This is a genomic window from Waterburya sp. (assembly GCF_058530065.1).
Genome location: NZ_JBZNBU010000303.1, coordinates 1 through 18743, shown reverse-complemented (window position 1 = coordinate 18743; position 18743 = coordinate 1). Strand labels below are relative to the sequence as shown.

Annotated in this window: 18 protein-coding genes; 14 read left to right on the top strand and 4 right to left on the bottom strand. The window is 37.8% G+C overall.

The annotated features are described in order from the left end of the window. The 11 genes from AC33VI_RS18185 to AC33VI_RS18135 form a co-directional block, all read left to right on the top strand. The coding region (locus tag AC33VI_RS18185; RefSeq protein WP_491783677.1) for a globin family protein at window positions 1–578 on the top strand (578 nt) is incomplete at its 5' end. Window positions 579–585: 7 nt separating this feature from the next. Continuing rightward, window positions 586–1233 carry a cytochrome c3 family protein gene (locus tag AC33VI_RS18180; RefSeq protein ID WP_491783676.1) on the top strand — a complete coding sequence of 216 codons (648 nt, stop codon included), beginning with the start codon at window positions 586–588 and terminating at the stop codon, window positions 1231–1233. Further along, window positions 1230–2045, top strand: a complete 816-nt coding sequence (locus AC33VI_RS18175) for a hypothetical protein (RefSeq protein ID WP_491783675.1) — start codon at window positions 1230–1232, stop codon at window positions 2043–2045. The genes AC33VI_RS18180 and AC33VI_RS18175 overlap by 4 nt, the downstream gene beginning before the upstream one ends. A 47-nt stretch (window positions 2046–2092) precedes the next feature. Then, window positions 2093–2749 carry a Tll0287-like domain-containing protein gene (locus AC33VI_RS18170; RefSeq protein WP_491783674.1) on the top strand — a complete coding sequence of 219 codons (657 nt, stop codon included), beginning with the start codon at window positions 2093–2095 and terminating at the stop codon, window positions 2747–2749. A gap of 109 nt (window positions 2750–2858) precedes the next feature. Further along, on the top strand, window positions 2859–3473 hold the full coding sequence (locus AC33VI_RS18165; RefSeq protein ID WP_491783673.1) for a hypothetical protein: 615 nt from the start codon (window positions 2859–2861) through the stop codon (window positions 3471–3473). A 23-nt stretch (window positions 3474–3496) separates the two neighbouring features. After that, window positions 3497–4036, top strand: a complete 540-nt coding sequence (locus tag AC33VI_RS18160) for a globin family protein (protein ID WP_491783672.1) — start codon at window positions 3497–3499, stop codon at window positions 4034–4036. Window positions 4037–4068: 32 nt separating this feature from the next. After that, entirely contained in the window at window positions 4069–4494 is a 426-nt protein-coding gene (locus AC33VI_RS18155) for a QcrA and Rieske domain-containing protein (RefSeq protein WP_491783671.1), read from the top strand. Between the two features lie 12 nt (window positions 4495–4506). After that, entirely contained in the window at window positions 4507–5430 is a 924-nt protein-coding gene (locus tag AC33VI_RS18150) for a pentapeptide repeat-containing protein (RefSeq protein WP_491783670.1), read from the top strand. Window positions 5431–5547: 117 nt separating this feature from the next. After that, on the top strand, window positions 5548–7230 hold the full coding sequence (locus AC33VI_RS18145; RefSeq protein ID WP_491783669.1) for a cytochrome c biogenesis protein: 1683 nt from the start codon (window positions 5548–5550) through the stop codon (window positions 7228–7230). 191 nt (window positions 7231–7421) lie between these two features. After that, entirely contained in the window at window positions 7422–8594 is a 1173-nt protein-coding gene (locus AC33VI_RS18140) for a cysteine desulfurase family protein (RefSeq protein WP_491783668.1), read from the top strand. A 115-nt stretch (window positions 8595–8709) separates the two neighbouring features. Beyond that, window positions 8710–10125, top strand: a complete 1416-nt coding sequence (locus AC33VI_RS18135; protein ID WP_491783667.1) for a transglutaminase domain-containing protein — start codon at window positions 8710–8712, stop codon at window positions 10123–10125. A gap of 73 nt (window positions 10126–10198) precedes the next feature. On the opposite strand, the gene AC33VI_RS18130 is transcribed toward AC33VI_RS18135, so the two are convergent. From AC33VI_RS18130 to AC33VI_RS18120, 3 genes are all read right to left on the bottom strand, one after another. Beyond that, complete coding sequence (locus AC33VI_RS18130; protein WP_491783666.1) at window positions 10199–11062, bottom strand: universal stress protein; 864 nt, start codon at window positions 11060–11062, stop codon at window positions 10199–10201. An 11-nt stretch (window positions 11063–11073) separates the two neighbouring features. After that, window positions 11074–12534, bottom strand: coding sequence for a SulP family inorganic anion transporter (locus AC33VI_RS18125; protein WP_491783665.1), 1461 nt, complete (start codon window positions 12532–12534; stop codon window positions 11074–11076). A 346-nt stretch (window positions 12535–12880) separates the two neighbouring features. Further along, complete coding sequence (locus AC33VI_RS18120) at window positions 12881–13591, bottom strand: hypothetical protein (protein WP_491783664.1); 711 nt, start codon at window positions 13589–13591, stop codon at window positions 12881–12883. Between the two features lie 103 nt (window positions 13592–13694). Between AC33VI_RS18120 and AC33VI_RS18115 the strand changes: the two genes are divergently transcribed. From AC33VI_RS18115 to AC33VI_RS18105, 3 genes are all read left to right on the top strand, one after another. Continuing rightward, entirely contained in the window at window positions 13695–14675 is a 981-nt protein-coding gene (locus tag AC33VI_RS18115) for an ankyrin repeat domain-containing protein (protein WP_491783663.1), read from the top strand. Between the two features lie 264 nt (window positions 14676–14939). After that, window positions 14940–15938 carry an L-histidine N(alpha)-methyltransferase gene (gene egtD, locus AC33VI_RS18110; protein WP_491783662.1) on the top strand — a complete coding sequence of 333 codons (999 nt, stop codon included), beginning with the start codon at window positions 14940–14942 and terminating at the stop codon, window positions 15936–15938. Between the two features lie 741 nt (window positions 15939–16679). Beyond that, entirely contained in the window at window positions 16680–17990 is a 1311-nt protein-coding gene (locus tag AC33VI_RS18105; protein ID WP_491783661.1) for a hypothetical protein, read from the top strand. Window positions 17991–18023: 33 nt separating this feature from the next. On the opposite strand, the gene AC33VI_RS18100 is transcribed toward AC33VI_RS18105, so the two are convergent. Beyond that, window positions 18024–18626, bottom strand: a complete 603-nt coding sequence (locus AC33VI_RS18100) for a chromophore lyase CpcT/CpeT (RefSeq protein WP_491783660.1) — start codon at window positions 18624–18626, stop codon at window positions 18024–18026. Window positions 18627–18743 lie beyond the last annotated feature (117 nt).

The following is an 18743-nucleotide window of genomic DNA, read 5'->3' as shown; positions in this document are numbered from 1 at the left end:
TCAACAGCTTCTATGAAAATTTGTTTTCGGCTCATCCCGAAGCCAAGCCTTTATTCGAGCATACTGATATGGCTAATCAGAAAAAAATGCTGCTTAATTCTTTAGTGATGGTGGTCGAAAATCTACGCAACCCTGAAGTATTGGATAAATCTCTACGAGGTTTGGGGGCGCGTCATGTAAAGTATGGAGCTTTACCCGAACACTATCCCTTGGTAGGCGGTGCATTACTGACTACTTTCGAGCAGTATTTAGGAGATAAATGGACTCCCAAAACTAAAGAAGCTTGGGTTGGTGCTTATGGTGCGATTAGTGAAATCATGCTCGACGGTGCTGACTATTCCGAGGCAGAAGTTGCTTTACCTGCTGAAGAAACCGTCCCTTCGGCATTCCCTAGCAATACTGAAATTGCCCCCTTAGATGCCCAATCATTAGTAGGAGCGAGTGCCAATGGAGCTAACCCCAACGTAACATTACCAGAAGAAAAGTTTAGCCATAACTCTGGTAAAGCAAGTATGGCAGCCTTTGCAGGCGGAGGAATAATGGCAATTATTGCAACTATTTTAGCCTTCCTATTGTAGAGAGCAGATGGCAAGAAATATTTCGCGTAATTGGAATCCTTTAACTTTACTAGGGTCAAAGCTAGCTATCATTGGAGCGATATTAATTTTAACTTTATGGCTGGGTGCTGCTTTTGCTCTTGACAATCAGACTATCTTTTTGCCAGGAGAAACATCAAACGGACATCTTTTATTTGAGGCTTCTTGTAAGTCTTGTCATGAAGGTTTTAAACCAGTCAGTAACGATACTTGCAATCGCTGTCACGAAGCTGAAATGGCGAAAGATATTCACGGAGCAAAAAAGTTTCGCGATCCTCGTTGGGCAGAATTAAGAGAAAACATTGATGTTTTGACTTGTACTGCCTGCCATCGAGAACACGAACATATGTTCGGACGCGGGGTAAATTTACCCCCCGATCTCTGTATGGCTTGTCACCAAGGAGTGATCGAGGGAGAATTAGCCAGTCATAATGATTTTGAACCCGATGGTTGTTGGACGGCTGGCTGTCACAACTTTCACGATCATCGTTCGATTTCTACTGGTTTTTTACGGAAAAACCTCGACCAACCCTGGATGTTACCCAAACCAAAGCTACCAGATCGAGTTGTTGAGGCTAAGTTGAAAACTGCTCCCAAAGCAGACTTGAGTAAAGAGTTTTTGGGAGGGAAGATATGAACGGTAAACAGTTAACAGTTAACAGTTATCAGTATAAATTGTTAGCAATAGTCTTAAGCTGTCTGATGATTGTTTCTTTCTTTTTTCCAGGGCTAGCTTTGGCGGAGAAGGTAACTCAGGCTCAATTGCAAAAAATCGAACAGCAATGGCAGACTAGCGCGCACGCTTTAGCGGATGTGAACTGTTCTAGCTGTCACCAAAACCAAGATAGCAAGAAGTTTGTGGCAAAACCTACAGAGGAAAGCTGTAAAAGCTGTCACGAAAATAGTGTGGATACTTTCTTGTTGGGCAAACACGGTATTAGGACTTTGGAAGGTATGTCGCCCCTCATTCCTGCAATGGCTCATTTGCCTATGAAAGATGGAGTAGCAGACAAGCAAATGAACTGCAATACTTGCCATAACGTTCATACTGTCAATACCTATCAAGCATCGGTTGATTCTTGTTTGACTTGTCACGCAGACAACCATTCTTTAAACTACAAAAACTCTCCCCACGCTAACATCTTTCAAAAAGTTGGGACTTTACCTCGTCCTGACAAAAATTCAGTTACTTGTGCTACCTGTCACTTACCCAGAGTCAAATCTGGCGACAGTATTTTAGTTAATCACAATAATACTTATACGCTCAAGCCACGCGATCGCATGGTGCAGGAGGTCTGTATGAATTGTCACGGCGTAGAACACGCTTACAACAGTATCTTTGATGATGAGTTAGTCGAAGCTAACTTTGCTCGCCCGCCCAATCAAAAGTTGCCTACTTTCCAATTAGTACGCGATCTTGAGAAGAAAAGGTCGAGCAAAGGGAATTAATATCATCCCACAATACTCAACCACAAATATCCAAATACATCCTAACAATGAACAACGTAATTCAGAGAATAAAAACCAGAACTATTGGCTTAATTGCCTTAGCTATTACCGTTACTTTTACAGCGATCGCTTGTAGTGGCGGCGGTTCGACAACAGCTACAGCAGGTGTAGCCCCCGAACTAGTTGTAGACTACGTACACACCGTATTAATGGCAGATAGAACTGCTTACACCAAGCACGTAATCAATAGATTAAAAACTCTTGAAGGTAAAGAAAAAGCCGATGGGGTAGTACCCGCAGAAGCGACTGAAGGCTGGGAAAACACCGATGGTGTTCCTCTACCCGCCCAAATGTTCCGTTTGGGTTCGGAAGTTGCCGCCGAAGTTGCCGACGAAAAAGGCATTGGTTTTACTTATAACCTAATTTCCACTTGGAACATTAACGACAGCCACGCGCCTAAATCTGAATTCGAGAAAAAGGCAATGGAAGAAGTTAACAAAACTGGCGAACCTTATAAGGAATACCAAGAAATTGGCGGTCAAAAATATTTCTCCGCCCTTTATCCCGATAAAGCAGTAGCCGAAGCTTGTGTAACTTGTCACAACACCCACCCCGTTCACCTCGAACGTTTTCCCGATAAAGTATTCAAGATGAACGATGTAATGGGCGGTGTAATCATCAACCTTCCTATTGAAGAAAGTTAAATACATTGATATGAATGTAGAGGCGTATCATGATACGTCTCTACGGAATTTTTGCGATCGACAATCGATGATAAATGGTCAATGATAAATGTTCAATGTTAAATGACCAATGAAACCAAAGTTTTCTACTTTAATTATTCTGACTTTAATATCCGCAGCCATCCTCGCTCCTTTTGCAGTCAGTCCGATTTATATTCCGATTTTAAGAGAAAAAGCTTTCGATCTTTTATATTTTTTACAAGGCAATCTTTTTAAACAAATTACGGGCTATGTTTCTTTAGTGTTTGTCATTATCGAGATGATTTTAATCGCTCGAAAAAGGGGTAAAAGCTGGAAAATAAAAATGTCCATACCTGGTTCGATGCAATTATGGCGCAGTATTCATATTTTTGCAGGGGTGGGTTTGCTAGCAATAGTTTTAGTTCACACTATTGGCGTAGCAGGAATTAATTTTAATGCTATTTTCCTGTGGGTATTTTTTGCAGTCAGTCTTTCTGCTTTGGTAGGCGTTGTAGCAGAAACGGGAGTTTTAGAATCATCTCAAAAGAGATTTTTACCGATGTTTAAAACTGCCACTCCTAGCGGTAAGAAAGTCCCTGGTATTTCTAAAGGAAATATGATTCGAGGAATGCGACTTTTGTGGTTAAATACCCACATCATATTAGTAGCACTTTTTTCCGTAATGCTAGTCTTTCATATTTTTCTCGCTTACTATTATGCCTAATTAATCAGGATATATAGAACCATATGAGCTTAGATATTAAACTTCTAGAAACTAGCTTTAATCAAATTCGACCTCGTGCTGTAGAATTTTCTGCTAGTTTTTATCGCAAACTATTTGTGTATCATCCAGAACTAAAACCATTATTCGAGAAGACCGATCTCGTCGCTCAAGAAAAAAAGTTAATTGCTTCTTTAGCTTTAATTGTCGAAAATTTACACAATCCTGAAGAATTGACTTTAGCTCTTAAAAGCTTAGGAGCATATCATCATGAAATTGGAACTTTACCAGAACACTATCCTTATGTTGGGCAAGCTTTAATTGAAACCTTTGCCGAATATCTCGATCGCGATTGGAATCAAAAAGTCGAGCAAGCTTGGTTAGATGCCTATAATTTAATCACTGAAATTATGCTAGCAGGGGCTAAAAATCCCCATGCCTATTTAGACGGAGAATTAACTTTTTATGATTGGCTAGATCTTTATGGAGAATCTAGTCCTAAAGTGAAAGAAATGATTGCTAATACTACTCATTTTGAATACCGCAATCAAGAAGCCAGCAATTAATTGGTTGCTCGAACAATATTTATAATTAATCCATGAAACGTAGAGAATTTATCAATTGGGCAGGGTTAGGTTTAATTACTAGCTATCTTCCCGTAGCTTTAGTAGCTTGTAGCGACAATAGTGTCAGTGAAAATAATAATCCCGAACCAGAAATTTCGGCGAACTTGATTTCTCTAGGTACTTTAGAATTACTAGAAACAGATGGTTTTTTACTCAATGAGGACGCAAAAATCATTGTGGTTAAAGACAGCAACAATCAATTAATGGCATTAAATCCTACTTGTACCCATCAAGGCTGTACCGTAGATTGGGATCGAGAATCCCAAACCCTAATTTGTCCTTGTCATAACGCCAAGTTTGCCCCTGACGGCGAAGTATTAGCCAAACCAGCACCATCTTCTTTACCCAGTTACGAAGTAACTGAAAATAATGGTGAAATCCTCGTTAAAACAGCCTAATATTTATTATTAATGACCCTATTTTCCTCTGAAGAAGTTTTACAAAAAATAAAGTCGGGATTTCAATTTAGAGAAGCAGAACTGAGCCGACTTAAATTAGAATCTGCCAACATTAATCAGGCAGTTTTTATTAATTGTTATATGCGTGGGGCGATTTTTACCAATCTTTCCGCTAAAGAAACTAATTTTAAAAATACCAATTTATCTTTTGCTAAATTAACTAACCTAGAATGCGATCGCGCCAATCTAGAAAGAACGGAATTAAATACAGCAGTCTTAAATAAAGTAACTTTAAATGATGCCAATGGTTACAAAGCTAGACTATTTGGGGCAAAATTAAATAATATACGAGCTAGTAATATTAACTTGTCTTTTGCCGATCTCCGACAAGTTTCGGGTACAGAAATATATTTAAGTAGTGCCAATCTTAATAAAACTTTTCTAGCTCAAACAGAATTAGATCGGATTAATTTAGAAAGAGCAACCGTAACTAATGCTGGCTTTCAAGGAGCGATTATTAGTAATTCTCGCTGGCATAAGGCTAATTTACAAAATACCAACTTTAATAAATCAAAAATTTATAAATCTCAGTTCAATGATGCCAGTTTAGTTAACTCTAAATTTGCCGCAGCCGAACTAAATGAAATAGATTTTATTACAGCCGAACTATTAGAAACGAATTTTAGTAAAGCAAAACTAACCAATATTAATTTTACTGACAGTACGATTCTTTCCGCCAACTTAGAAGGGGCATCATTATCTAATATTGATTTTACTAATGCCAATCTTCAAGACAGTAACTTTGAAGATACTATCTGGAAAAATGTTGATTTCACTGATTGTAATGTTGCGGGGGCAGTCTTTTCCAATGCCCAAGGATTGACCGACGAACAAAAACAATGGCTCAAGAAAAATGGCGCGCTGAATGTTAGATGACTGGGAGACTAGGTGACTGGGTGACTAGGAGACAGGAAGAAAACAGGAAGAAAAATATTAATAACCAATAACTTATAACTAAAGACTGACAACTAACAACCAACGACTAACAAAAATATGAAAATAGTTAAATTTTTTATCGGTTTAATACTGGGAATATCGATCTTGGTCTTGCCTTTGAATCAATTCCAAACTGCTCCCGAAGCACCATTACAAAATCTGGCAGTGCAATTAGACGGGCGGAAAAAACCTCTGGATACAGTAGCTAAAGAAACTGTCGCCCAAATACACGGAAAAACTAGCTATAAAGCAGCTAGTGGCGAAAAACTAGACTATTTAGATACTTATCTTTCCTTATGGTTTAACAATCGCGATTGGAATCAAGAAGAGTTTATTCTCTTTAGCTATCGTCCTTTAAAAGAGCAATTAGGACTAAATCCCGATCGCAAGTACTTCTCGTTTACAGAATTAATTCAATCCAATCTAGGGGAAATCATCCTCGCTGCTAGGGAAAAACAAGCAGACGGCATCGACCTCAATCGCGACGAAAGAGAAGCCCTAACCATTGAAGATCGGTTGGCTTTAACGGTGGCTACCGTAGGAGATTTACAATTACCTCTAGTACCCCATCCCACAGATCTTAAAGGTACTTGGGTAGGGGTTGAAAAGGGAGAACAATACTATGCTCCAACTCAACTTACTGCTGTCAAAGCTGACTATCAAAAGCTAAAACAAACTTACCGTAACAATCCTCAAGACAGATCTTCCCTGGGCGCGATCGCATCTCAACTACAGACAGATCTAGCAAGTCTTAGCCCCAACATTTATCCCGACACTGCTACTTTAGCCAGAGAAGTTAGATTCTACGGCTTGCATCCCTTTGCTAAGGCTTGGATGCTTTATGGCATGGCATTTCTCACCATGTTGGTAGTCACCCTATTCCCCACTGTCGAATTCTATTGGGGTGCGGTAGGAATGTTTGTCACGGGTTTATTTATCCACGGCTATGGTTTCCTCGAAAGAATGCAGATAGCTGGTCGTCCTCCCGTCACCAATATGTACGAATCGGTAATCTGGGTGGGTTTTGGCATTGCTGCGATCGCTTTACTGTTTGAATTAATCTATAAGGCAAAATACTACCTTCTGGCTGCTGCCCCTTTATCGGTCGTTTGCTTATTGCTAGCAGATAGCTTACCTGCAATTCTCGACCCTACCATTAAGCCTTTAGTTCCCGTATTGCGGGATAACTTCTGGTTGAGCGTCCACGTACCCACTATTACTTTAAGCTATGCTAGTTTTGCTCTGGCTTTTGGCTTAGGACACATTCTTTTAGCTCACTATCTCTTCGCTGCCGATAATAATAAACGTATCCGCAATTTATCTAAATGGAAGTATGGAGTTTTACAAGTGGGAGTTCTCTTACTAACTACAGGTATTATCTTGGGCGGTATTTGGGCGCACTTCTCCTGGGGACGTTTTTGGGGTTGGGATCCTAAAGAAACTTGGGCGTTAATTGCCTTGATGTGTTACGTTGTCCCTTTACACGGACGTTTGGTAGGCTGGCTCAAAGACTTCGGCATGGCAGTTACTAGCGTTGTAGCTTTCAATGCTGTGTTGATGGCTTGGTATGGGGTAAACTTCGTTTTGGGTACTGGATTGCACAGCTATGGTTTTGGCACTGGAGGTTCGGAGTTATTTATCGCTGCTTTTGTCGGTTTAGACTTATTGTTTGTCACCATTACTGCAATCAAGCAGAAAAAATGGTTGGCTAGTTCTCAATCTTTGGCAGAACAAAGATAAATGCCATAATTATCAGTTAAAAAAACCAAAAATTTGGAAATGAAATATTCAAAATATATCTAGTAGCAGTAGCATAAAGTTAATCCTTCGAGAGAAGATATAGTTGTAGATAATATCTAGTAACTGATGCGTCTCGATTTTTGATTGCTTTAGGGCTGGTCATCATTTGGGAACTAATAACTGATAACTGTATGCAAATTTATTTAGATAATAGTGCGACAACTAAACCTCGTAAGGAAGCGATCGCTATAGCCCAAGAAGTGTTACAACAACAATGGGGTAATCCTTCCAGTCTTCATGATTGGGGCAACAGATCCGCTACAGTTTTAGAGACTGCGAGAATGCAGGTAGCTGGACTGTTAAACGCTTTCGCTTCCGAATCCATAGTATTTACCTCTGGAGGCACGGAAGCCAACAATTTGGCTATTCTGGGAGTTGCTAGACAATATTCTACTCCCCAGCACTTGATTATCTCTAGCGTCGAGCATTCAGCGATCGAAGAACCAGCCAAACTTTTAGAACAATGGGGTTGGCAAGTCACTAGATTGCCCGTTAACAAATACGGTAGAGTCAATCCTCTAGATTTGCAGGCTGCTTTACAAAGTAATACAGTCTTAGTTTCGATGATCTACGGACAAAGTGAAGTTGGTACTCTTCAGCCCATAGAAAGACTGGCAAAAATAGCCAAAGAAGGCGGTTGCTTATTTCATACAGACGCAGTACAAGTAGCTGGACGCATACCCGTTGACGTACAAAATTTAGATGTAGATCTACTATCCCTATCCTCCCATAAACTTTATGGTATTCAAGGGGCTGGAGCTTTGTATGTTCGCCCTGGAATTAAACTCATTCCCCTTTTGGGTGGTGGAGGACAAGAAGCCAAAAGACGTTCTGGCACTCAAGCAGTATCCACAATTGCTGCCTTTGGAGTGGCAGCAGAACTAGCCGCTAAGGAAGTAACGAGCGAAGTAGATCGCTTGCGGGGTTTGCGCGATCGCTTGTTCGATCTTGTAGCCGATTATCCTGGTTTAGAAACTACAGGCGATCGCTTGTATCGTTTGCCCCATCACATCAGTCTAATATTAAGTGATTCTTTTGCCGAAAAAGCCCCCGATATTACGGGAAAAACCATTGTCAGACAGTTAAATTTAGCAGGAATTGGTATTAGTGCTGGTTCTGCCTGTAATAGTGGCAAATTAAATCCTAGCCCTGTTTTGCTAGCAATGGGTTACGATGCCCACGCTGCTAAAAGAGGAATTCGTCTAACTTTAGGCAGGGATACAACCCTAGAAGACATTGAATGGACGGCAATGGTCTTAAAACAAGTTGTTTGTCGCTTGATGCCATCATTGGTATGTTGTTAAGCAGAATTAATTACTTGTATTTAAGCAAGTATGATTCAAATCACTGCTAGATAATAAGGCTTTAACTTATGCTGAAAAAATATCAAATTTGACTCGCGATCTAAAATATTTTTTCATGGCTGCCAAACAAAGCTTCAAACTCTATGTCAAAGACGATCGCCAAGGACAAAAAACCCGCAAATGGTTAATCAAAATAATATTTATCGTTACTTTATTTGTTACCACCGTTAACTTAGTAATTGTCTATAATTCCGTTCAGAGTCAATTTTTAGTTCCCCTACCATCAGAAATATTTCACAGCAGCAAATACCAACCCATTGTGGTTGGTGATGCCGAAAAAATCGCCCAACAAGATTTCACCGAGATCGATCGCATCGCGAAAAATATCGACTATTCTGGGACTTCTATTGACGAACTAGCCAGCCTTTTAGAAGAAAATACAACTACTGAAACGGAAGAAGCAAGAATTATCTATGCTTGGATTACCCAACATATTGCTTACGATCTAAATGCTTATAACGATGCAGTTTATCACGATAAATATCCCGACGTAGAAGCAACGACAGTTTTACAAAAACGCACGACAATCTGTTCTGGTTACAGCAATCTTTATTTAGCTCTAGCTGAAACAATGAATTTGGAATCTGTCATGGTTGTCGGTCATGCTAAGGGTGCAACTCCTCCCGATCTGGAAAGGTTTTATGATATCAATCATGCTTGGAATGGGGTGAAAATAGATGGAGAGTGGTATCTGCTCGATGCTACTTGGGGTGCTGGTTCGATTGTTAACGATCGATTTACCTTCGACTATAAGCCTTATTATTTTGCTACCGCACCTGAGGAATTAATTAACAATCACTTTCCTAAAGATGACGGCTGGCAGTTATTAGCTAAAATCCATAGCAGAAAAGATTTTGATAATGCCCCCGATATTTCCGATCGCTTTTATATTTTGGGATTAAAACTAGACAGTCATCTAGAGCGTCATATTGCTACTCCTGGTAGGCTGGAAATTAAACTCAAAGCACCTCAAAATGTTTTAGCCATAGCTAGCCTCCAACAAAAAGGGCGTAAACTTCCTGAAGAGACGGTTTTAGTCAATCGCCAAGAGGAATATTTAGAAATCGAGATCGCACCTCCTACGGCGGGAGTTTACGATTTAGTTATCTATGCCAAAGACAAAAACGATCTTCATGGCTATGAAAAAGCGATCGCCTATCAGATTAAAGCTCAAAGCTCTACGGCTCAATTACCGATAATTTACGAACAATTCCATCAATATCAAGCTGGTTTAGTCGAACCTTTAACCGCAAACCTAAATCCCAATCGCCCTACTTATTTTAATTTAGTCATACCTCAAGCGATCGATGTTATGGTCGTCAATTCCACTACTAATAGTTGGACTCCTCTGGATGGTTATGGCGATAGTTTTGTAGGTCATGTTGATATTCAATCTGGCAATAGTATTGTGATTGCTAAGTTTCCCGATAGCGATGAATATTGGAAATTAATTGAGTATCAGTCTAATTAACCTGAGTTTGGCATCAAAGAATTGCTCGAAGAGAAGAGTTATTAGTTATTAGTTATTAGTTTTTAAGGGTTAATTATCTAAATAATAAAACTGGAATATTACTGCTGCGTAGAATTTGAGCCGTGGTACTGCCAATTACTAAATGTCGAATTCGGCTGTGTCCGTAAGCTCCCATAAGTAATAAACTAATGTCGCGCTCGGTAACATAGTTCGAGATTGCTGTTTCAGAATGCCCTTCAATCGCATTACAAACTGGTTCAAATCCTGCCTGTTGTGCTAGTTGCTTGGCAGATTCGAGGGATGCGATCGCTTTTGGCTCTGTGGCGTTTTTAGTAACGGTGACGATATGTAATTCTAAACCCTCAAAAATAGAAGAATCGGCAAGAAATTGGAGAATTTTTTGGCAACTGGGACTACCATCATAGGCAATCAATACCCGCTCGATCGCTTTAAAATTGCGGGAAGTTACCAAACAGGGTTTGTGGCTGCTGCGAACAATTCTTTCTAAATTTGCCCCCAAATGTCCCGAAGCAAATTCGGCAGTCGCTCCCCGCTTTCCTAATACTATTAAATCGCAATCAGCTTCAAATTCAGACAAACAATCTACGAGAAAACCCGTTTCGTGAAGCAGATTCATCCGTTCGACTCCTTCAGCTTTGAGGTTTTGGGCTGCTGCTTGTAAGACTAATTTGGCTCGCTGGCGATCGATCTTGGCTTTTTCGTGTTCTAATTCTACCAAACGAGCCAGCAAATTTTCCGAACTATCAACGCCGATCGTACCGCTAAAATTTCCCGTTTCTACTGCTTGTTGACCCCGAATATCGGTAACGCAAAGAACATCTACTTCTGCCTCCAAACGATTGGCAAACCACGCGCCATAATGATAGATATTTTCCGCAAAAGTCGAACCGTCGGTACAGAGTAAGATTTTTTTCATGGTTCAAAGCCCTAAACTACAGAGTTTTTATTATCTGCCAAGCGATCGAATAAAGTCGCACTGGCTTGATTTAAACCCACCACTTCTACTTCAGCACCACTACGGCGAAATTTATTAACTACTTTATCAACTGTCTCTACTGCTCCTTGATCCCATAAATGGGCGTTGCTTAAATCGATGGTAACGCGATCGACTAGCTCTCTAAAATCAAAGGAACGGAGAAATTCTTCTTTAGATAGAAAGAAAATTTGACCAGCTACTTGATAAATACGGTGAGTGCCATCATCGCTCAAAATCTTATTTACAAAAACCAACTTGGCAATTTTACGGGAGAAAAATACCGTACTCATGACAATTCCTGTCGCTACTCCTAAAGCAAAATTACGAGTAAAAATAATCACAAACATCGTGGTCAACATTACCACTGTTTCCGTGCGGGGAATGCGAGAAATATTTTTAAAAGACGACCAGCTAAACGTACCGATGGAAACCATGATCATTACTGCTACCAAAGCAGCCATCGGCATTTCTTTAACCCAATCTTGTAAGACCAAAATGGCAAACAAAAGAAAGATTCCCGCCGAAAGAGTGGACAATCTACCTCTACCCCCCGACTGAACGTTAATTACCGACTGTCCGATCATGCCACAACCAGCCATACCACCAAAGAAAGCAGTAACCATATTGGCAATCCCTTGTCCTTTGGCTTCTTGATTCTTATCGCTAGGACTGTCAGTCAAATCGTCTACTAAAGCAGCAGTTAAAAAAGAAGCTAGCAAACCAACGATCGCCATGGTCAAAGAATAAGGAAAAATAATCTGTAAAGTTTCTAGATTAAATGGCACGCTGGGTAAAGCAAATACGGGAAGAGTAGTGGGTAATTCTCCCATATCTCCTACCGTAGGTACGTCCAGTTTTAGGGCGATCGCAGCTATAGTCATTACAGCTAAAGCTACTAGAGGAGAAGGAACGATTGTAGTAAGAAGAGGCAGAATATAAATAATTGCCAAAGACAGCAGAGTTAGAACATAGACTGTTACTGGTACATTAGTCAGTTGGGGCAACTGAGCTAAAAAAATTAGCACCGCTAAAGCATTGATATAGCCGATCATCACCGCTCTGGGTACGTATTTCATTTGACGACCGAGTTTTAATAAGCCGAAAATTACTTGAATTATTCCCGTTAAAAAAGTCGCCGCCAAAAGATATTGCAAACCATGGTCTTTAACTAAGTCGATCATCAATAAAGCCATCGCTCCCGTTGCAGCGGAAATAGATCCTGGTCTTCCACCCAAAAAAGCTGTTAACACCGCAATAATAAATGAGGTATAAAGACCAACTTTGGGATCGACCCCCGCAATAATCGAAAAAGCGATCGCCTCTGGAATCAATGCCAATCCTACTACTGCTCCTGCTAAAAGGTCTTGTTTGGTATTAAAAAACCACTCTCGTTGCAAAAATTTTAGGTTCAATTTAACTCCTCAGGTAATCAATATAGTCGCGCAAACACAATCTTAGTTTAAGTTTTGTATCTTCAAACAAACTATATATTATTTCACCAGATGCAAGTTTGCTAAAGTAAGCTTACAAAACATAATTGGCTACAAAAGGACGTATCTTAGTCAAATTTGGAGGATGAGTGCAACAAGGATATGTTTTTGAGGTATTCTGCGGTTGTCGTTAATTATATTGGTTTGAAAGATTTGTTGAGAATTATCTACTCTACATTTTTTATTGAGCAGGAGTTTTAATTTTTCTAGTTAGCGATCGCATTTATTCTGGCTTTTGAGACATTATCTTGAGACTTTTTCATAGTCTTTAATCAAACAGCCATTCTAAATTAACTCCTACGCGACTATCTTCATCTTCAATCGAGTTTTGTCGTTCAATATCCCCAGACAAGCGCAAATTAGAAGTGAGAGCATAACCAATGGAAAAAGAAGTAATTCCCACTTCTTCCCTACCCCCAGGACTAATAAAACTTTGAGAGACAGAAATGTCTCCTCCACCAGTGCGGGAAAAAGATAACATCATTCTCAAGCCAACACGAATCCCGTCGGTAGAAAAATCATTACTTTGAACGTAGCGATAGCCAACTAGTGGGGCAAAATTAACATAGCTACCGAGGGGTAAAATAAAATAATGTAGGTCTGCACCAACAGCATTGCGATCGCCATTAAATGCAGTGTGATAGTCCGCACTAAGCGTAAAGCCAGTACGTTTAAGAAAAATATCTTCAATGCCGACATTCAATCCACTCCCATCATCGGTAGAAGGAAAAGTCGTAAAACCGACTCGGAAACGAGTTACAAAGGCAGGATCGTAGCGAATTTCTTCTAAGACATTAGGGACTTTTTCTAACCATTCGCGTAATAGGGGGCTTTCTTGAATAACTTCTGGCGCAATATCTATTTTTCCGTCTTCTTTAGTATTAGTAACTTCTTGAGCGACAACGGGTGAAACCAAACAACCTGGAAGCAAACAACTACCCAAAGCTAAAATAAATAATTTCATATAGGCTAATGCCATTTTTTACAGCGCAACACACCAAAATTTACCCAATACAGGCATAATCATACTGTAATTAGGTGATGCTATTTATAAATTATCAAAAATTACTGGATAAATAATTATGATTATTTTTGAGCTTTTATACTTTTTATGGTTGAGTTTATGTCTTAATTTAATTTCTAGTTTTTCATCCACAAATGACTATTATTTTGTTAGTAATATCAATGGGATAAAAACAACTACTGAGAATATCATGAGCCAAAATATAGCTCATTCACCTTTATTCGAGGCAGTTAAATCTGGAAGAGAAGATCGAGTAGCATCGTTACTTAATGCTGGTTATGACCCTAATATAAAATCAAGCAGTGGTATAACTCCGATCTTTTTTGCTCCAAATAAAAGAATTGCCGAGCTATTAATTCAAGCAGGAGCAGATCTAAATGTTAAAGATATTGACAATAGAAATGCTTTATTTCATGTCACAGACATAGATACTTTAAAGTATCTGATTGAGCAGGGAGCAGATGTTAATAATGTAGATCTAGCTACTGGAGAAACACTGCTCTTTTCCGTCAAAAATCCCGAAGTAGCTCAAGTTTTAATCGAAAAAGGGGCTGATGTCAATTTCAGAGAACATTATGGTTCGACTCCGTTACATAAAAATAATAACGCTGATGTGAGCCAAATTCTAATTGATTATGGAGCTAACTTAGAGGCACGAAACGAGTTTTATAATTCAACTCCTTTACACTATGCTGTTCTGAGCAAAACTGTAAATCCAGCCAAGATCGAACTATTACTTGATAGGGGTGCTGATGTAAATGCGATCGATGGACTTCAACAAACACCTCTATTTGATGTTAAAAGCAAGAATATAGCAAAATTATTAGTCGATCGTGGAGCAGATGTCAAAGTTAGAAATTACCAAGGGAAAACTGTTTTATTTGGCAAGAATGATATTCAGTTAGTAAAATTTCTCGTTTCTCGTGGCGTTGATATTCAAGTTAAAGACAAAAAAGGTAAAACTGCTTTATTTTATGTAAAAAATATTCGGGTTAAAGAATTTTTACTCGATCAAAAGACAAAAATAAATCATAAATAATTGCGGTGAGGGATTTAACATTGACTTAAATAAATAGTTATTACCTATTACCTAAGATAATTAAATGTGGTCTATCTAAAAGAAAACTGCTGTAAAAATACTAAAAGTAATATTGTTTAATTACTTAGTTAATATGTTTTTCACTAATTAAAGCTGTTTCTTTAAAAAATATGCAAAACACTTAGTAATATGTGTTAGGTTATCAAAAGTAAAAGAATATCCAATATTTGAGTAATGTCAAATTTTTCCTTGTCGGATGAGAATATGAATAACTCTATTCATAATAGATTATCAATTGATTATTTATTAGATACTAAGATAATAGAAGAAAATGATGTAATCGATATAATCAAAGGATTACAATTTTATCCTAAATCTCTTCCTGCTAGATATTTTTACGATCAAAAAGGCTCAGAATTATTTGAAGAAATTTGTGAATTACCAGAATATTATCCTACTCGTACTGAAGGAAGTATTTTACAACAATATGGCAAAAAAATTATAGAAACTAGTCAAATAATTGAACTTGTCGAATTAGGTAGCGGTAGTTCGACTAAAACACGTTTTTTATTAGATGCCTACCGAGATTCAAACAGTCCTTTATATTATACTCCTGTAGATGTAAGCAGCAGTATGTTGCAGGTAGCTGCTCGTCAATTATTACAAAATTATTCTACTTTAAAAATTCAAGGAAAAGTTGCTACTTACGATCTAGCATTAGAGCAAATAACTACCTATTATTTAGGTAAAAGAATGATAATTTTCTTGGGTAGTAGTATTGGTAACTTTACTCCTGAAGAATGCGATCGCTTTATCGAGCAAGTAACTAAAGCTTTAAATCCTGGAGATTATTTTCTGTTAGGAATAGATTTACAAAAACCAAGAGAAATTTTAGAAGCAGCTTATAACGATTCTCAAAGAGTTACCGCAGCTTTTAATCTCAATATATTAAACCATCTCAACGAACGCTTTGGAGCTAATTTTAATTTAGATTTATACGAACATCAAGCTATTTATAACACCAGCCAGCATCAAATTGAGATGTATCTGATTGCTAAAGAGTCGCAAAAAGTTAGGCTTCAAGATTTAGATTTAACTATAGAAATAGATCGGGGAGAAAAAATTCTTACAGAAATTTCCCGTAAGTTTAATTTAGAACAAATCGAACAGTATCTACGTAATAATAATTTAAACTTAATTCATACCTACACCGACGCACAACAATGGTTTGGTTTGTTATTAGCGCAAAAAAGAAATCTATAGTTTTATAGATAGACTAAATAGGTAGGTAAAATTAAATATAAAATAGCTACCCGTATGAGCGGTTCGGAAGCGAAGCTAATTTTTTAGGGCGAACCACACTCTATAATTATTTGCTACTCACTAAGTTATAGATATTCTAATTAATTTATCTACTTAACCTGAGTTCGGGATAAAAGAATTGCTCGAAGAGAATAGTCTTTATAGTCATTCCTAATAAGAACCATACGAAAATATGTACTAATTATTGCTCCCTAATCCCTAACCCCTAATCCCTAATCCCCCGAACAAATTACTGAGATAGTACGGAAATTAATTAGAACGACTATAGTTTTTAGTTTTTAGCTGTTCGTAGCCACAACTAATGCTGGTGTCTCGCGACTCTTATGCCACGCCTCCCAAAGTATCTTTAATCGCCGCTTGTAATGTATGAAAGCTTTAACTAATAACTAGATCGATAGTCAGTAGCTTACCCCGAACTGAGGTTACTTACTTATAGAGCATATTTCTGAGATTTCGTTCATATAATAGTTAGCATCTTTATGAAACGATGTTAAACGGGAACGAAGTAGGTGGGTGAAATTAAATATAAAATGTTTTCTCTAGCGAGTAACGAGTAATGAGTAACGAGTAACGACTAACGATTAACGATTAACGACTAACGAGTAGATAGACTAAAGTTAGAACTTATTTTAGTTTTATACTTATTTATGCCTACCTACTTATAATTTATCAAGCGACAATATGAATATTTTTTTATTAAATTCTAAAACTACTTTAGATCCAGAAGGAAATATTTTAAGCGAACTATTATATACCTATGATGAAAATAATAATCTGATTGATATTGGTAGTCCCCCAGCAGAACCGAATGATACTCCCTCATTTACTTCATCATCTAGCGTGGATTATATATATGATGAAAATAACAATTTAATTAGCCTAAGGCGTACTTCTGTTGCTGGTTTTAGTGGGTTTACTACTGGCTCGACAACTAATTATACTTATGATGAAAATAATAATTTAATTACCCAAACTTTCGACAGTTATGTTGGCTCTACTCCCGATGGTATCGAAAGTTCAATTAACTATAATTACGATGATAATAATAACCTCATTCTAGAAACTAGGGAATTTTATGACTTTGAGGGAATTTTAAATAATACTGATATTATCTCGTATGTTTATGACGATCGCGACAATTTAATTAGTCAAGCCGAAGATATTAATAATGATGGAACTATTGAAAGTGTAGTTAATTATAGTTACGACGAGCGCGATAATTTAATTAGTCAAACCGAAGATATTAATAATGATGGAACTATCGATCTCCTTACGACTTACACTTATGACGATCGCAATAACTTAGTCTTAGAAAGTTTAGATAGTAATAGAGATGGTAACCCCGATCGCCTTACTAGTTATGTTTATAATAGTAATAACGATTTATTAGTTGAAACTCTAGATGAAGATGCCGATGGTGCGATCGATCGCACTTTTGAATATAGTTATGTCGAACGAGATGAATTTGGCAATGAAATAGTTAGAGAACCTAATTTATCTTTAACAGAAGTCCATCGTTTTTATCAATATGAAAGAGACTTTCATTTCTATAGTGCCGAGCTTAATGAAATAGATTCTGTCCGAGAAAGAAGCGATGCAGGAGAACTATTTTATACTTATGAAGCAGAAAAATTCCAAGCCTTATCAGACAATAAAGATACTATCACGGGACAAGTAGTTGAAGGAGTAAAACCAGTATATCGTTTCTTTAATCGAGATACGGGAGCTCATTTATATACAACGGATGAAACGGAAAAAGATTCGATCCTAGATAATTTATCTAATTATGATTTTGAAGGTACTAAATATTATGCTTTTGAATCAGAACCAGAAAACGTATCAACCATTCCTGTTTATCGCTTACTAAATAATAATTCGGGAACTCATTTATTATCTTCCGATGCTAACGAGATTGATTATATTATGGATAATTTAAGTAATTTTTCTCTAGAAAATAATGGTAATGCGGTTTTTTATGTTGTTGAATTATAAAAACCAATTAGGTGAAACTGCTTAACAGGGGGGTTAATAAACTAGATCCCGAGCAAAATCTTGACTTTTATGAAATTGATAAGCTCCCATTAATGCACCCCAAGTTCCTTTTCCTGTATTGGGATCGATACCTTTATCATAAGTTAATAATTCATCAGCAGTAGCTTTAAATCCTAAAAATACTTGAAAACTAGTACCTTGATAGCTAACCGTACAGGGTTTATCTGTTAGAGGTGTAGTCTCGAAACAATATTTACCAGGACTTAATTCTTGAGCGATAACTTTTAAAGTACAGTTGGGCAAAAATTTGATTTTATCTGGAGTTATTTGTTTAATTAGTTCTTTATTTTGTCCCGCGCCTTTTGCGGTAGCTATATCCTCAAACATATAAAATTCTACTTCCAGATTTTCCCTTTGTCTAAGGCGCAAAATTCTCGGACGATAGGGTTGGTCTAATTTGATGATATTGGCTTGTTCGGCAAACAAAGTAATGCTATCGATAGTGAAAATAGGTACTGGACGAATCCATAGTTTTAGATTTACGTACCAAGCAGGTTGTTCTAAAGCCTGAGATTGGTTATCAAATTCTCCTGCAAGGTAGTTTGCTAAAGTAATTATTTCGGGACTAAAATTCACGTTTTTATTTTTTTGATAGCTATACTAAGAGACTGTTTGTAAACAAAAGATAAAAGCTAGGAATGACTGGGAGACGGGGAGACGGGGAGACTGGGAGACTGGGGGAAAGTATTCCTG